At 63.2% G+C, this 15,194-nt stretch carries 11 protein-coding genes; all 11 read left to right on the forward strand.

Annotated elements, in window-relative coordinates:
* The first annotated feature begins 11 nt into the window (after nt 1-11).
* Nucleotides 12-965 (forward strand): D-2-hydroxyacid dehydrogenase family protein, encoded by a 954-nt coding sequence (locus HU731_RS02475; protein ID WP_186607531.1) that lies wholly within the window; start codon nt 12-14, stop codon nt 963-965.
* Nucleotides 966-1,420: 455 nt separating this feature from the next.
* Entirely contained in the window at nt 1,421-2,977 is a 1,557-nt protein-coding gene (gene glgA / locus HU731_RS02480) for a glycogen synthase GlgA (protein WP_186607530.1), read from the forward strand.
* 31 nt (nt 2,978-3,008) lie between these two features.
* A complete protein-coding gene (treZ, locus tag HU731_RS02485) occupies nt 3,009-4,754 on the forward strand; it encodes a malto-oligosyltrehalose trehalohydrolase (RefSeq protein ID WP_186607529.1) in 1,746 nt (581 codons plus the stop codon).
* Nucleotides 4,751-6,835, forward strand: coding sequence for a 4-alpha-glucanotransferase (gene malQ, locus HU731_RS02490; protein WP_186607528.1), 2,085 nt, complete (start codon nt 4,751-4,753; stop codon nt 6,833-6,835). Before treZ ends, malQ begins: the two co-directional genes overlap by 4 nt.
* A complete protein-coding gene (locus HU731_RS02495; protein WP_186607527.1) occupies nt 6,832-9,582 on the forward strand; it encodes a malto-oligosyltrehalose synthase in 2,751 nt (916 codons plus the stop codon). The genes malQ and HU731_RS02495 overlap by 4 nt, the downstream gene beginning before the upstream one ends.
* 23 nt (nt 9,583-9,605) lie before the next feature.
* Nucleotides 9,606-9,875 carry a DUF2934 domain-containing protein gene (locus HU731_RS02500; RefSeq protein ID WP_003191595.1) on the forward strand — a complete coding sequence of 90 codons (270 nt, stop codon included), beginning with the start codon at nt 9,606-9,608 and terminating at the stop codon, nt 9,873-9,875.
* Between the two features lie 121 nt (nt 9,876-9,996).
* Nucleotides 9,997-12,156: a glycogen debranching protein GlgX gene (glgX, locus tag HU731_RS02505; protein WP_125970132.1), complete on the forward strand. Its 2,160-nt coding sequence runs from the start codon at nt 9,997-9,999 to the stop codon at nt 12,154-12,156.
* A 1-nt stretch (nt 12,157) separates the two neighbouring features.
* Nucleotides 12,158-13,156 carry an acyl-CoA dehydrogenase family protein gene (locus HU731_RS02510; RefSeq protein ID WP_186607526.1) on the forward strand — a complete coding sequence of 333 codons (999 nt, stop codon included), beginning with the start codon at nt 12,158-12,160 and terminating at the stop codon, nt 13,154-13,156.
* The gene (locus HU731_RS02515) at nt 13,153-13,911 is read left to right on the forward strand and encodes a PIG-L deacetylase family protein (RefSeq protein ID WP_186607525.1); all 759 of its coding nucleotides are present in this window, start codon (nt 13,153-13,155) and stop codon (nt 13,909-13,911) included. The genes HU731_RS02510 and HU731_RS02515 overlap by 4 nt, the downstream gene beginning before the upstream one ends.
* Nucleotides 13,908-14,507 (forward strand): SAM-dependent methyltransferase, encoded by a 600-nt coding sequence (locus HU731_RS02520; RefSeq protein WP_186607524.1) that lies wholly within the window; start codon nt 13,908-13,910, stop codon nt 14,505-14,507. Before HU731_RS02515 ends, HU731_RS02520 begins: the two co-directional genes overlap by 4 nt.
* Entirely contained in the window at nt 14,504-15,163 is a 660-nt protein-coding gene (locus HU731_RS02525; RefSeq protein WP_186607523.1) for a glycosyltransferase family 2 protein, read from the forward strand. The genes HU731_RS02520 and HU731_RS02525 overlap by 4 nt, the downstream gene beginning before the upstream one ends.
* Nucleotides 15,164-15,194: the final 31 nt, after the last annotated feature.

Genomic DNA, 15,194 nt, shown 5'->3' on the forward strand with positions numbered 1-15,194 from the left:
GGCCCGCGTGTATGTCGATACAGATCGCAGTGTTGGATGATTGGCAGCACGTGGCCAGAGACGTAGTGGATTGGTCGACGCTGGACAGCGTGGGCAAGGTGCATTTTCTCCACGACTACCCCGCCGATACCGCCACCATGATCGAGCGCTTGAAAGGGTTCGAGGTGATTTGCCTGATGCGCGAACGCTCGACCTTTGACAAGGCGCTGCTGCAAGGGCTGCCCAAGCTCAAATTGCTGGTGACCGGCGGCATGCGCAATGCCGCCATCGATCTTCCCGCAGCCAAGGCTCTGGGCATCCAGGTGTGCGGCACCGACAGTTATAAGCACGCCGCCCCGGAACTGACCTGGGCCTTGATCATGGCCTCTACGCGCAACCTGCTCGCCGAAGCCAACTCGCTGCGCGCAGGTGGATGGCAGGTCGGCCTGGGCGGCGACCTACACGGCAAGACCCTGGGCATTCTGGGGCTGGGCAGTATTGGCCAGAAAGTCGCAAAGTTCGCCCAGGTGTTTGGCATGCGGGTGATTGCCTGGAGTGAGAACCTCACGCCTGAACGTGCGGCGGAGTCGGGGGTGACCTGGGTCAGCAAGCGCGAGCTGTTTGAGCAGGCAGATATCCTGACCATCCACCTGGTGCTCAGCGAGCGCAGTTGTGGCCTGGTGGATGCGCAAGCCTTGGGTTGGATGAAACCCAGCGCGCGACTGGTGAACACCGCACGCGGGCCGATTGTGGATGAGCAGGCGCTGGTGCAGGCATTACGCAGCGGTCGCCTGGCCGGGGCGGCACTGGACGTGTATGCCGAGGAACCGCTGCCGGCTGACCATCCGTTTCGCAGCCTGCCCACTGTGCTGGCTACGCCACACGTGGGGTATGTGAGCGAGCAGAATTACCGGCAGTTCTATCAGCAGATGATCGACGATATCCAGGCTTGGGCCAGCGGTGTGCCCATTCGCGGGCTCACCTGACGCACCATTAAAGTGCAATCTTGGTGGCTCGCGAAAAACGCCGACGATAACTTGGGCATTCTGGTTTTACGTGGCGCTCTCTGGTTTTTTGCGAGCAAGCTCGCTCCTACAGGGGCAGGGTGGCATATCGTTAAAAGTTTTTTGTCCTACAAAATCTGCATGAAAACCCAGCAGGCGCTGGGATCTGTCCTAGACTCATGACCGATGGGTCCGTTCCAAAACAAAAACCCCGCAAAAAATCTAAACTTTCGAAACCTGCCGCTGGTCAAGTTTTAGGTAAGGGCGAGCACGCGCGCTTCAGGCCGAATGCCCGCTCATCCAATCTTTTTAAGCCGACGTTGCAACTGGCATACGCCTTGCCAGCTTGTATAGCGCTTGTGTGCCTGGCCGCAGGATGCGGTCACTCGGAGCCGATGGCAGCGGGCCATTAGCCAACCAACAGATGGGAGTGCATTATGATCAGTGCCGCAGTAGATACTCAGGGAGAGCGTTTTAGTCAGCCGGCAGGAGGGCCTAAGTCTTTGGCCGACCTGCCCAACACTGTGCGGCCGGTCGTGAGTCAGAATCCGAATCGAAAGAAAGTCTTGTTTGTCACCTCCGAGTTCGCGGACCTGGTGAAAACCGGTGGCCTGGGCGACGTCTCCGCTGCCCTGCCCCGCGCCATGGCCCACCTGCATGATGTGCGGGTGCTGATCCCGGGTTACCCGCAAGTGATGGAAAGCGACAACCCGATTCATATCGTCGGTGAACTGGGCGGCCACGCTGCGTTGCCACCGTGCAAGATCGGGCGCATGGACCTTGCGGACGGTCTGGTCATCTACGTGCTGATCTGCCCCGAACTGTATGAGCGTGAAGGCACGCCCTACGGCGCCAACAATGGTCGCGACTGGCCAGACAACCATATCCGCTTCGCCCGCCTGGGCCTGGCCGCCGCCGACATGGCCGCCAACCTCGCGCAGATCCACTGGTGCCCAGACCTGGTGCACGCGCATGACTGGCCTGCGGGCCTGGCTCCGGCTTACATGCACTGGCGTGGGTCACGCACGCCAACCCTGTTCACCATTCATAACCTGGCCTACCAGGGCGTGGTCAGCTTGGCCTCGACGCCAGAGCTGGGCATTCCGCCCCACGCCCTGCAACAAGAAGGCATGGAGTTCTACGGCAAGATGTCGTTTCTCAAGGCGGGCATGGCGTATTCCAGCCATATCACCACCGTGAGCGCCACCTACGCCCAAGAGATCACCACCCCGGAATTCGGGTGTGGCCTGGATGGCTTCCTCGCCAGCAAGACCCAGCAAGGTCTGCTCAGCGGCATTCCCAACGGCATCGATGAGAGCTGGGAAACCTCCACCGACACGCACCTGACCCACAACTTCAATATCGGCGACTGGGAAGGCAAGGCCATCAATGCCGCCCATGTGCGCGAGCTGTTTGAGCTGCAGCCATCCAGTGGCCCGCTGTTCGCGGTGGTCTCGCGCCTGGTCTACCAGAAAGGCCTGGACCTCACCGAAGCCGTCGCCAGTTTCATCGTTGAAAACGGCGGCCAGATTGCGATCATCGGCCGTGGCGAGCCGGAAGAAGAGCAAGCCATGCGCGAATTGGCGCTGCGCTTCCCAGGCCAGGTGGGCGTACGCATCGGCTTCAATGAGACCGATGCGCGCCGCATGTTTGCCGGCAGCGATTTTCTGCTGATGCCGTCGCGCTACGAGCCTTGCGGCCTGAGCCAGATGTATGCGCAACGCTTCGGCTCGTTGCCGGTGGCGCGTAACACCGGCGGGCTGGCGGACACCATTGAGGATGGCGTCACCGGGTTCCTGTTCAATGAATCCACCGTGCAAAGCTACGAAGAGGCGCTGCGCCGCGCCTTCAAGGTATTCGCCTTCCCCGGTCTGCTCAATGCCATGCGCAGCCGTGCCATGACCCAGCCGTTCAACTGGTGCCAGGCCGTGGAACCCTACGCCGAACTCTACGAACAACTGGTGGCCAAGGCCCTGGGGAAATCGAACAAATAGCGATTGGAACAACTAAGGGAGGTCTTCATAGATGCCGTTACGGACTCTGGAAACCTGGCCCCACGGCGCAATCATGCTGGACGCGCACCGCACGCGCTTTGCGTTATGGGCGCCAGATGCATTTTATGTCAGCGTTGAACTGGAACAGGGTAAAACCATCGTCATGCTGCCCCAGGCCGGTGGTTGGTTCGAAGTCGAAGTCGCGTGCCCTGCCGGCACGCTTTACCGCTTTAACATCGATGGCGAAAACACGGTGCCCGACCCCGCCTCCAGGGCCCAGGCGCTGGATGTGCATGGGTGGAGCCGAGTAGTCGACCCCCTCGCCTATGAATGGCGCCACAGCCAGTGGCAGGGCCGCCCCTGGCACACGGCGGTGATCTACGAGCTCCACGTCGGCGCCATGGGCGGCTACGCTGGCGTCGAGAAACACCTGCCACGCCTGGCCGAACTGGGCGTCACCGCCATTGAGTTAATGCCTCTGGCGCAATTTCCCGGCGAACGCAATTGGGGCTATGACGGCGTACTGCCCTACGCGCCCCACGCCACCTACGGCCCCCCCGAGCAACTCAAGCAACTGATCGACAGTGCCCACGGCCACGGCTTGGCGGTGATCCTTGATGTGGTCTACAACCACTTCGGCCCCGATGGCAATTACCTGGGCCAGTACGCCCAGGGTTTCTTCCAGGAAGACGTGCACACGCCCTGGGGCGCCGGCATTGATTTCGAACGCCGCGAGGTGCGGGATTTCTTCCTTGATAACGCCTTGATGTGGCTACTCGAATACCGCTTCGACGGCCTGCGCCTGGATGCCGTGCACGCCATCGACAACCCTGGGTTTCTGCAGGAACTGGCACAACGGGCACGCCAGCAGGTGGACGGCGGGCGCCACGTGTGGCTGATGCTGGAAAACGAACTGAACCAGGCCAGCCTGTTGCAGCACGATTTTGACGCGCAATGGAATGATGACTTTCATAACGTGTTGCATGTGTTGCTCACCGGTGAAACCGACGCCTACTACAGCGACTTTGCCGAGCAGCCCACCGCCAAGCTGGCGCGCTGCCTGGCCGAGGGGTTCATCTACCAGGGCGAGACCACCCGCCATGGCCATGCACGCGGTGAACCCAGTGCGGATCTGCCCCCCAGCGCCTTCGTGGCGTTCCTGCAAAACCACGACCAGGTCGGCAACCGCGCCTTGGGCGAACGCCTGCACCAGTTGTGTTCGCCCCAGGCACTGAGTGCGGCGACTGCCCTGCTGTTGCTGTGCCCCATGATCCCGATGCTGTTCATGGGCGACGAGGTGAATGCCGCCGAGCCGTTCCTGTTTTTCACCGACCATCATGGCGAACTGGCCGAGGCGGTGCGCGAGGGGCGGCGCAATGAGTTTGCCGACTTCGCGGCGTTTCACGACCCCGAGCAACGCAAGCGCATCCCAGACCCCAATGCACTGCAAACCTTTTTGCAGTCGATGCCCTCCTTCGTCGAGAACGACCACACCCAGCTCTACCGTCACCTGCTGAGCCTGCGTCACACGCACGTGGTGCCGCACGTGCCCGGCACTGTGGCGCTCGGCGCGCGCGTGCTGGCCGACCATGCCGTCACCGCGCGCTGGCGCCTGGGCAATGGCCGTGTGCTGCAGATCGACCTGAACCTGAGTGAGCAGCCCCTGGACCATCCGGCGCCCCACCCGATTATTTTCCAAACGCCTGCCGAGCAAGGTGCGCACTTACCGCCCTTGAGCGCACGCGTTTGCTTATCCCCTGTTGGAGAAATGCTTTGAGCGAAGCGAACCTGGAAATTCTCGCCAGCCGCGCGGGCCTGGCCGTCGATTGGATCGATGCCAACGGTCGCCCGCAGCATGTAAAGCCTGACGCCCTGCGCGCCGTTCTCAAAGGCCTTGGGCACCCGGCCGACAGCGATGCCGAGATCGACGCCAGCCTGCAGCAACTTGAGCAGGCGCAGCAAGACACCCACCTGCCACCCTTGATGACCACCGACAGCGGCGCGGGCCTGGACCTGGCGCGCTATTTCGCCCCGGACACGCCGTGCCGCGTCAGCCTGGAAGGCGGCGAAACCCTCGAGTTGCGCCTGGACGGCGAAGCCGTGCTGCCCGGCGTCATTGCCCTCGGCTACCACCAGGTGCATATCGACGGGCAAACCTTCACCCTGGCCGTCGCGCCCAGCCACTGCTACAGCGTGGCCGACGCGGTCGACAGCCAACCCGCTCGCGCCTGGGGCCTGAGCGCCCAGCTGTATGCCTTGCGCCGCCTCGGCGATGGCGGTTTCGGCGATACCCTGGCCCTGGAACACCTGGTGCGTTCAGCCGCCGAACGCGGCGCAGACGCCGTGGCAATCAGCCCGATGCACGCGATGTTCAGCGCCGACACCGAGCGCTTCAGCCCTTATTCACCCTCCAGCCGCCTGTTTCTCAACAGCCTGTATGCTTCGCCGGCATGCATCCTCGGCGAACGTGAGGTGCGCAACGCCATCGAGGCTGCCGGCTTGGCCGATGAGCTGCATGCCCTGGAACAGCTCATGCTGATCGACTGGCCCGCTGCCGCCAAAGCCAAGCAACGCCTGCTGCGCACGCTGTATGAAGACTTTCGCCACGGCGCGCATCCCCAGCACGCCGACTTCCAAAGCTTCCGCCAGGCCGGCGGCGAAGCCCTGGAAAACCACTGCCGCTTCGAAGCCATACAGGCCCAGCGTGCTGCCGCCGGTGAGGACCTGGACTGGCGCCAATGGCCCGAAGCCTGGCGCACGCCGCAAAGCCCGGCCCTGGCGCAATTCGCCGAGGAAAACCGCGACGAAATCGGCTATTTCGCCTTCACCCAGTGGCTGATCGCCCGCAGCCTTGAGCGCGCGCAACAAGCCGCCCGTGGCAGCGGCATGGGCATCGGCCTGATCGCTGACTTGGCAGTGGGCGCCGACGGTGGCGGCAGCCAGGCCTGGAGCCGTCAGGACGAACTGCTGGCCGACCTGACCGTGGGCGCGCCACCGGACATTCTCAACCGCGCAGGCCAAGGCTGGGGCATCTCAGCCTTTTCACCCGAAGGCCTCAAACGCAATGGCTTTCGCGCCTTTATCGAAATGCTGCGGGCCAATTTCGCCCATGCCGGCGGCTTGCGCATCGACCATGTGATGGGCCTGCAACGCCTGTGGGTGATCCCCCTGGGTGCATCACCCCGCGAAGGTGCCTACTTGTATTACCCGGTGGATGACCTACTGCGTTTGCTCGCCCTGGAATCGCACCGCCACCAGGCCATCGTCCTCGGTGAAGACCTGGGCACCGTGCCCGACGGCCTGCGCGAAAAGCTCAGCGCCCGCTCGATCCTGGGCATGCGTGTGCTGCTGTTCGAACAGAACCATGACGGCCAGTTCAAGCCTATCCTCGACTGGCCCGACAACGCCTTGGCCACCACCAGTACCCACGACTTGCCCACCCTCAATGGCTGGTGGCACAGCCGCGACATCGAATGGAATATCCAGCTGGGCCTGATCGACGCGCCTACTGTGGACCAATGGAGCGAACACCGCCTGCGCGAACGCCAGGCACTGCGCCAAGCCTTGAGCCAGGACCCGCAGAACTTCATCGATGAGATCCGCAACGACACCGACCATATGATCGACGCCAGCGTGCGTTACCTGGGCCATACCCGCGCGCCCCTGGTGTTGTTGCCCCTGGAAGATGCATTGGGCATAGAGGAGCAAGCCAACCTGCCGGGCACGCTTGACACCCACCCCAATTGGCGCCGCCGCTTGCCCGGCGAAGCCGCCAGCCTGCTCGACAATGACAGCGCCGCGCGTCGCCTCGAACTGCTGGCCGTGGCGCGCAACCAAGCCTATGAGCGTGACCGATGAACGCACTGCCCATGCGCGCCACCCAGCGCCTGCAATTTCATAAAGGTTTTACCCTCGATGACGCGGTGCCGCTGGTGCCGTATTTCGCCCAACTGGGCATCAGCCACCTGTATGCCTCACCGCTGTTGAGCGCCCGCGCCGGCTCCATGCACGGCTACGATGTGGTCGACCCGACCCGCGTCAACCCAGAGCTGGGTGGCGAAGCGGCGTTGCGTCGCCTGGTCGACGCGCTGCGTGAGCACGACATGGGCTTGATCCTCGATATCGTCTCCAACCATATGGCCGTGGGCGGCGCGGATAACCCTTGGTGGCTCGACCTGCTGGAGTGGGGGCGCCTGAGCCCCTACAGCGAGTTCTTCGACATCCAGTGGCACTCCCCCGACCCGCTGCTCAAGGGCCAGTTGCTGATGCCCTTCCTCGGCAGCGATTACGGCGAAGCCTTGCAGAACGGTACTTTGCCGCTCAAGTTCGATGCCGCCCAGGGGAGTTTCTACGTCGAGCATTACGAACACCGTTTTCCGATCTGCCCCAGGGACTACGGCCTGGTCCTGGGCAACGATGAGTCACTCAAACCGCTGGCCGAACGTTTCGCCGCCCTCGCCTATCAGCACGACGCCTACGCCGAAGCCACCACGCTCAAACAAGCCTTGGCCGAACGCGCCAGCGAGCTGCTACCAACTATTGAACACCGCCTGGCCGCATTCGACAGTCGCCAGCCCGAGGGCTTCGAGCGCCTGCATCATCTGCTTGAACAACAGACCTATCGCCTGGCCAGTTGGCGCACCGCCGCGGACGACATCAACTGGCGGCGCTTCTTCGACGTCAATGAGCTGGGCGGCCTGCGGGTCGAACGTACAGCGGTGTTCGAAGCCACCCATGGCAAGATTTTCGATCTGATCAGCGCAGGGCTGGTCGACGGGCTGCGCATCGACCATATCGACGGCCTGGCCGACCCGCGTGGCTATTGCCGCAAATTGCGTCGGCGGGTGGATGCGCTGTCACCCCAGCGTCACCTGCCGATCTTTGTCGAAAAGATCCTCGGCGAAGGCGAAACCCTGCGTGAAGACTGGCAGGTGGACGGCACCACTGGCTATGAGTTCATGAACCAGTTGTCATTGCTGCAACACCACCCCGAGGGGTTTGCGCCGCTGGCCCAGATGTGGACGCGCTACAGCGAACGGCCCTCAGCCTTCAGCCAAGAAGCGCGGCTGGCGCGCCAGCAGATCCTCAATGGCTCGTTGGGCGGCGACTTCGAAAGCGTGGCCCAGGCCCTGCTGCAAGTGGCCCGCGATGACGTGATGACCCGCGACCTGACCCTGGGCGCCATCCGCCGTGCGTTGCAGGAACTGATTGTGCATTTCCCGGTGTACCGCACCTATATCAGCGCCAAGGGCCGCAGTGCGGACGATGACAAGGTGTTCCAGCAGGCCATGGAGGGTGCGCGCAGCACCCTCAACGAAGGCGACTGGCCGGTGCTCGACCACCTGGAGCAATGGCTCGGCGGCCAACCCTGGCGCAATCGCCCGGTGGGCCGCGAGCGCAAGATGCTCAAGCATGCCTGCGTGCGCTTCCAGCAACTGACCTCGCCCGCCGCCGCCAAGGCTGTGGAAGACACCGCGTTCTACCGTTCGGCGGTGCTACTGTCGCGCAACGACGTGGGTTTCAGCACCGAGCAATTCAGTGCGCCGCTTACAGACTTCCATGCGGCCAATCAACAACGCCTGAAGACCTTCCCTGGCAACCTGCTGGCCACCGCCACCCATGACCACAAACGCGGCGAAGACACCCGCGCGCGCCTGGCGGTGCTCAGCGAGTGCGCCCCCTGGTATGCCGAACAGGTCGAGCACTGGCGTCGTCTGGCCGAGCCCCTGCGCGAGAGCGCCGACAGCCCCTCGGCAGGTGATGAGTTGATTCTCTATCAGGTGCTGCTGGGCAGTTGGCCGCTGGAGCCCAACCCCGATCTGGAGGCGTACCAGCAACGCCTCTGGCAGTGGCAGCAAAAAGCCCTGCGCGAGGCCAAGCTGCAGAGCAGTTGGAGCGCGCCCAACGACGCCTATGAACAGGCAGTGGAAGGGTTCCTCAAGCGCCTGCTGCTCAGCGAGGCCGGTGCGCCGCTGCGCAGTGCGCTGGACAGCGCGGCCCAAGCCATCGCCCCCGCTGGCGCCCTGAACGGGCTGGCGCAAACCTTGCTTCATCTGACCGTGCCGGGTGTGCCGGATATTTACCAGGGCGATGAGTTCTGGGACTTCAGCCTGGTAGACCCGGACAACCGTCGCCCGGTGGATTTCGCTGCACGCCAACGTGCATTGCAGGCACCACCGGACATCGGCGAACTGTTGTTCAACTGGCGTGACGGGCGTATCAAACAGGCAGTGATCGCCCAGGTACTGCGCCTGCGCAAAGCCTGCCCCGAGCTGCTGCGCCATGGCAGCTACACACCGCTGGAAGTGCTGGGCCAGCACGCGGAGCGCGTGGTTGCGTTCTACCGTGAACATCAGGGCAAGCAGTTGCTGGTGGTGGTGCCGCGCTGGACTTATCTGCTGCTTGAAAACGGGATGTTTCCCCAGATCAATGCGCAGGTTTGGGGCGATACGCGGGTGAAATTACCGTTCGCCGCTCCTACGCAAAACTGGAAGGGACTTTTTCAAACGGGCGTAGTCACACCCAACAAGGAGCTGTTGATCAGCGCTGCCCTGGGGGATCTCCCGGTCAATGTCTTTATCAATCCTGATAATCAAGAAAGCTGAAAATTTTCTGTGAGGAGTTTGTGATGAGTAAAGAAGACAAACGCATTCGCGAACTGGCGCATCAGATCTGGGAGTCTGAGGGCAAGCCCGATGGCGCCCATGATCGTCACTGGGAGATGGCGCGCAAGCTGGCCGAAGCCGAGGCGCTGACGCCAAGCAAGCCCAAACCGGCCGCCAAACCGAAAACCGCGCCCAAGGCTGCGGCCAAGCCCAAGCCGGCTGCGCCTGCCGCCGCCAAGCCTGCGGCAAAGAAACCCGCCGCCCCGAAGAAGCCCAAACCGCCCGCCCCATGATTTCTCGGGCCTGCAGCACGCAATGCGCGCTGCAGGCCCTTCTCCGTCCATGCCATGCGCTGAAGCACCGTCAGTACGGCGGCGTTCGGCCCGAAAAAAGACCCCTTGCAGGAGCAACTCGATGAGCAAACCCGACAACACCACAGCGACGCCGGTTAATGAGCCGTCGCGGATCCGTGAAGGTTTGCCCTTCCCCCTTGGCGCCACCTGGGATGGCCTGGGTGTGAACTTTGCGCTGTTTTCCGCCAACGCCACCAAAGTGGAACTGTGCCTGTTCGACGATACCGGCGAGGTTGAGCTGGAGCGCATCGAACTGCCCGAATACACCGACGAAATCTTTCATGGCTACCTGCCCGATGCTCACCCTGGGCTGATCTATGGCTACCGCGTATACGGCCCGTATGACCCGGCCAATGGTCACCGTTTCAACCACAACAAGCTGCTGATCGACCCCTACGCCAAGCAACTGGTGGGCGAACTCAAATGGTCCGAAGCGCTGTTTGGTTACACCATCGGCCACCCGGACGACGACCTCAGTTTCGATGAACGCGACAGTGCGCCCTTCGTGCCCAAGTGCAAGGTCATCGACCCGGCGCACACCTGGGGCAACGACCAACCGGTACGGGTGCCGTGGGACCGCACGATCATCTACGAAACCCACCTGCGCGGCATCAGCATGCGCCATCCTTCGGTCGGCGAGTCAGTACGTGGCACCTGCGCTGGCTTGATGGAAGATGACGTACTCAAGCACATCCGTCAGTTGGGCATTTCCTCGGTCGAGCTGCTGCCCGTGCACGCCTTCGTCAACGACCAGCATCTGCTGGAAAAAGGCATGACCAACTACTGGGGCTATAACAGCATCGCGTTCTTCGCCCCCGACCCGCGCTACCTGGCCAGCGGCAAGATCGCCGAATTCAAAGAGATGGTCGCGCACCTGCACGAGCAGAAGCTGGAAGTGATTCTGGACGTGGTCTACAACCACACCGCCGAAGGCAACGAACGCGGCCCGACCCTGTCCATGCGCGGTATCGACAACGCCTCCTACTACCGGCTGATGCCCGACGACAAGCGCTTCTACATCAACGATTCCGGCACCGGCAACACCCTGGATCTGAGCCATCCGTGCGTGCTGCAAATGGTCACCGACTCCCTGCGTTACTGGGCCACCGAGATGCACGTGGACGGCTTCCGCTTCGACCTGGCGACCATCCTCGGGCGCTACCGCGATGGGTTCGATGAGCGCCACAGTTTCCTCGTGGCTTGCCGCCAGGACCCGATCCTGCGCCAGTTAAAACTCATCGCCGAGCCCTGGGACTGCGGCCCCGGTGGCTACCAGGTGGGCAACTTCCCACCGGGCTGGGTGGAATGGAACGACCGCTTCCGCGACACCGTGCGTGCGTTCTGGAAAGGCGACGACGGCCAACTCGCAGACTTCGCCGGGCGCATGACCGCCTCGGGCGAAATGTTCAACCACCGCGGTCGCAGGCCGTACAGCTCGGTGAACTTCATCACAGCCCACGACGGCTTCACCTTGCACGACCTGGTGTCGTACAACGACAAACACAACGAGGCCAACGACGAAAACAACCAGGACGGCAGCAATAACAACCTGTCCTGGAACCACGGTGTCGAAGGCCCTACCGACGACCCGGAGATCAACGCGCTGCGCCTGCGCCAGATGCGCAACTTCTTCGCCACCCTGTTGCTGGCCCAGGGCACGCCGATGATCGTCGCCGGGGACGAGTTCGCTCGCACTCAGCACGGCAACAACAACGCCTATTGCCAGGACAGCGAAATCGGCTGGGTCAACTGGGACCTGGACGATGACGGCAAGGCCCTGCTCAAGTTCGTCAAGCGTCTGATCAAGTTGCGCCTGGCGTACCCGATCCTGCGGCGCGGGCGCTTCCTGGTGGGCGACTACAACGAAGACATCGGCGTGAAAGACGTCACCTGGCTGGCTCCGGATGGCAACGAGATGACCACCGAGCAGTGGGAAGACAGCCAGGGCCGTTGCCTGGGCATGCTGATGGATGGCCGCGCCCAGGAAACCGGGATTCGCCGCGCCGGGGCCGACGCCACCTTGCTGCTGGTGGTCAACGCCCATCACGACCTGGTCAATTTCCGCCTGCCACCGGTGCCGGAGGGTGAGTTCTGGACCTGCCTGCTCGACACCAACGACCCGGCTGTGCGTGGCCAGGAGCGCTTTGATTTCGAACATGAGTACGCGGTCACCGGCCGCTCACTGTTGCTGTTTGAACTGCAGCACGAAGGCGAGGTGTGAGATGGCGTTGCACGGTTTCCTTCAGGGCTACCGGGGCTACGCCGACACGCAAGCCCTGGGGAATGCGCTGAGGGCTCTTCAAGAGGAAGGCCTTGATCAACTGCCGCTGCCGGGCAGCGGCCAGACCCTCGCCCGCCTGAGCCAATTGGCCCAGGTGGCCGGGCATGACCTGCGCCTGTGCAAGTTGTTCGAAGGCCATACCGATGCGCTGGCGATCATTGCCGAACTCAACAGCCCCTTGCCGCCGCTGGGCAGCACCTGGGGCATGTGGGCGGCCGAGCCGCCGACCGCCAAGGTGCGCGTGCGTCGCGACGGGCAGCAATTGCTCGTCGAGGGGCGCAAGGCCTGGTGTTCCGGTGCGGCGGTGGTCAGCCACGGCTTGCTGACGGCCTGGGACGAAGAGGACCGCCAGCAGTTGGTGGCCGTGGCAATGGATCAGCCTGGCATCACGGTGACAGATGAGGGCTGGAAGGCGGTGGGCATGGCGGCGACCGGTAGTGTCGACATCCTGTTCAGCGCCGCCAGGGGAATCCCCGTGGGAGGCCCGGGTGACTATCTGTCCCGCCCAGGCTTCTGGCACGGTGGGATCGGCATCGCCGCGTGCTGGTACGGCGCCGCGCAACGCCTGGGTGAAGTGCTGCGCGCCCAGTGTGCCGAACGAGGAGAGCCCCATGCACTGGCACACCTTGGCGCGGTCGACAGCGCCCTGAACAGCGCCGCCTGCGTGTTACGCGCCAGCGCCGCGCAGATCGACCGCGAGCCTCGCGCCGATGCGCGGCAACTGGCGCAACAGACGCGCGCGTGTATCGAGGACACGGTCGAGCAAGTGATCCAGCATGTGGGCCGTGCGGTCGGCGCCGGGCCGTATTGCAAGGACCCGCACTTTGCCCAGTTAATGGCGGATTTGCCGGTGTATGTGCGGCAAAGCCACGCCGAACGCGACTTGGCCGCCCTGGGCGAACAGGTCGCCGGCGAGCCTACAGGGAGATGGGCGCTATGAAGCCCAATCCGATTGTTGGCCAGGGCACCCCGTTAAGCCACTGGCAAAACTCTGAACGGCTGGCCGAGTTGCCCCACATCAGCGTGGCGCAGTTAGTGCCGCCAGGGCATCGAGCGGTGATCGTCGCCCCGCACCCGGATGATGAAGTGCTGGGCAGCGGCGGCTTGCTGCAAGGGTTGGCTGCGCTGGATCGCCCCATCCAGTTGATCTCCGTCACCGATGGCAGCGCCAGCCATCCGGGCTCCCGACGCTGGCCGGTGGAGCGCCTGAGCGTGGTACGCCCGCAGGAGTCGGCCCAGGCCTTGCACCGCCTTGGCCTGCCGCTGCACAGTTTGAAATGGCTGCGCGGCGGGTTTGCCGACAGCCACGTAGCCGAGCGTGAAACCCAGCTTAGCGAATTTATCCAGCGCCATCTCAAGCCCAACGACGTGGTGTTTGCCACGTGGTGCGAGGATGGCCATTGCGACCATGAAGCCGTGGGCCGCGCCAGCGCCAAGGCAGCCAAGGCCGTCGGCGCAGTGTTGTGTGAACTGCCGGTATGGACCTGGCACTGGGCCACTGCCGAAGACCACAAGGTGCCCTGGCATCGTGCGCGCAAGATCCCGCTCACCGCCGAGCAAGTGGCGCGCAAACGCCATGCGATCCACGCCTTTGCCAGCCAATTGGAGGGCGACCCGCAAATCGGCCTGCCTCCTGTGCTGGCGCCCTATGTGGTGGAGCGCTTGCTGCAACCTTTTGAAGTGGTGTTCGTATGAGTGTGGCAACCCCCTACTTTGACCAGTTGTTCGCCGGCAATGACGACCCCTGGGCTTTTCGCCAACGCTGGTACGAACAACGCAAGCGCGCCCTGACCTTGGCCGTGCTGACGCGGCCGCGCTATGCGTCGATATTCGAGCCCGGCTGTGCCAATGGCGAACTGAGTGCCGAGCTGGCGCCACGTTGCGACCGCCTGCTGTGTTGCGACACCGCCAGCGCTGCGGTGCGCCTGGCACAGGCGCGGCTGGAGTGTTTTCCTCACGCTCGCGTGGAGCAGCGTTGCCTGCCGGAACAATGGCCCAGTGGGCAGTTCGAACTGATCGTATTGAGTGAGCTTTGTTACTACCTTGATGCAGAGGATTTTAATCGCCTGATCGACCGCGCCCTCGCCGCCTTGAGCGCTGATGGTCAACTGCTGGCCTGCCATTGGCGAGCGCCCATTGACGGCTGCCCACAAACCGCCGAACAGGTGCACGCCGTGCTGCAACAGCGTCTGGGTATAGCACCGCTGGTGCAGTACCAGGACGCGGATTTCCTGCTCGACCTGTGGAGCCTCGACGGCACCTCGGTCGCTCGCCACGAGGGTTTACGATGATCGGTATTCTGATCCCGGCACATAACGAAGAAGCCTTGCTCGATGATTGCCTGAGGGCGGCGCGAATCGCCGCCGACCATCCTGGCTTGCTGGGTGAAGCGGTGCAGATCCTGGTGGTGCTCGACAGTTGCAGCGACGCCAGTGCAGCGATTGCCCAGGCCCACCACGTGCACTGTCTGCACGTGCAGGCTCGCAATGTCGGCCACGCGCGTGGCGTGGGTGCGAGGTACTTGCTGGAGCAAGGCGCACGGTGGATTTCCTGTACCGACGCCGACAGCCGTGTTGCCCCTGACTGGCTGGTGGCCCAACTGGCTCAAGGTTGCGACGCGGTGTGCGGCACCGTCACCGTGGACGCCTGGAACGAACGCTTCGACCCGGCTGCACAGATCCGCTATCAGCAGGCCTACCAAGCTCGCGATGGGCATCGGCATATCCACGGTGCCAACCTGGGCGTGAGCGCCCGCGCCTATGTAGAAGCCGGAGGGTTTGAACCGCTGCAATGCCACGAGGATGTACAACTGGTGCGCGACCTGGAGCGTTGCGGTGCTTCTATTGCCTGGAGCCATGCACCGCAAGTGGTGACCAGCGCACGCTTGGACTGCCGGGCTGAGGGTGGGTTTGGGGACTATTTGAAAAGTTTGATGCAGGCTGGGTGAAAACGAAAACGCCTTTAACAGCAGGCGGCTG

This window comes from Pseudomonas salmasensis, assembly GCF_014268375.2.
Classification (GTDB): domain Bacteria; phylum Pseudomonadota; class Gammaproteobacteria; order Pseudomonadales; family Pseudomonadaceae; genus Aquipseudomonas; species Aquipseudomonas salmasensis.

What these genes read in the sequence shown, in the direction of transcription:
- HU731_RS02475 (WP_186607531.1), top strand. Translation starts at nt 12, where the DNA reads ATGTCGATACAGATCGCAGTGTTGGATGATTGGCAGCACGTGGCCAGA.
- glgA (WP_186607530.1), top strand. Translation starts at nt 1,421, where the DNA reads ATGATCAGTGCCGCAGTAGATACTCAGGGAGAGCGTTTTAGTCAGCCG.
- treZ (WP_186607529.1), top strand. Translation starts at nt 3,009, where the DNA reads ATGCCGTTACGGACTCTGGAAACCTGGCCCCACGGCGCAATCATGCTG.
- HU731_RS02495 (WP_186607527.1), top strand. Translation starts at nt 6,832, where the DNA reads ATGAACGCACTGCCCATGCGCGCCACCCAGCGCCTGCAATTTCATAAA.
- HU731_RS02500 (WP_003191595.1), top strand. Translation starts at nt 9,606, where the DNA reads ATGAGTAAAGAAGACAAACGCATTCGCGAACTGGCGCATCAGATCTGG.
- glgX (WP_125970132.1), top strand. Translation starts at nt 9,997, where the DNA reads ATGAGCAAACCCGACAACACCACAGCGACGCCGGTTAATGAGCCGTCG.
- HU731_RS02510 (WP_186607526.1), top strand. Translation starts at nt 12,158, where the DNA reads ATGGCGTTGCACGGTTTCCTTCAGGGCTACCGGGGCTACGCCGACACG.
- HU731_RS02515 (WP_186607525.1), top strand. Translation starts at nt 13,153, where the DNA reads ATGAAGCCCAATCCGATTGTTGGCCAGGGCACCCCGTTAAGCCACTGG.
- HU731_RS02520 (WP_186607524.1), top strand. Translation starts at nt 13,908, where the DNA reads ATGAGTGTGGCAACCCCCTACTTTGACCAGTTGTTCGCCGGCAATGAC.
- HU731_RS02525 (WP_186607523.1), top strand. Translation starts at nt 14,504, where the DNA reads ATGATCGGTATTCTGATCCCGGCACATAACGAAGAAGCCTTGCTCGAT.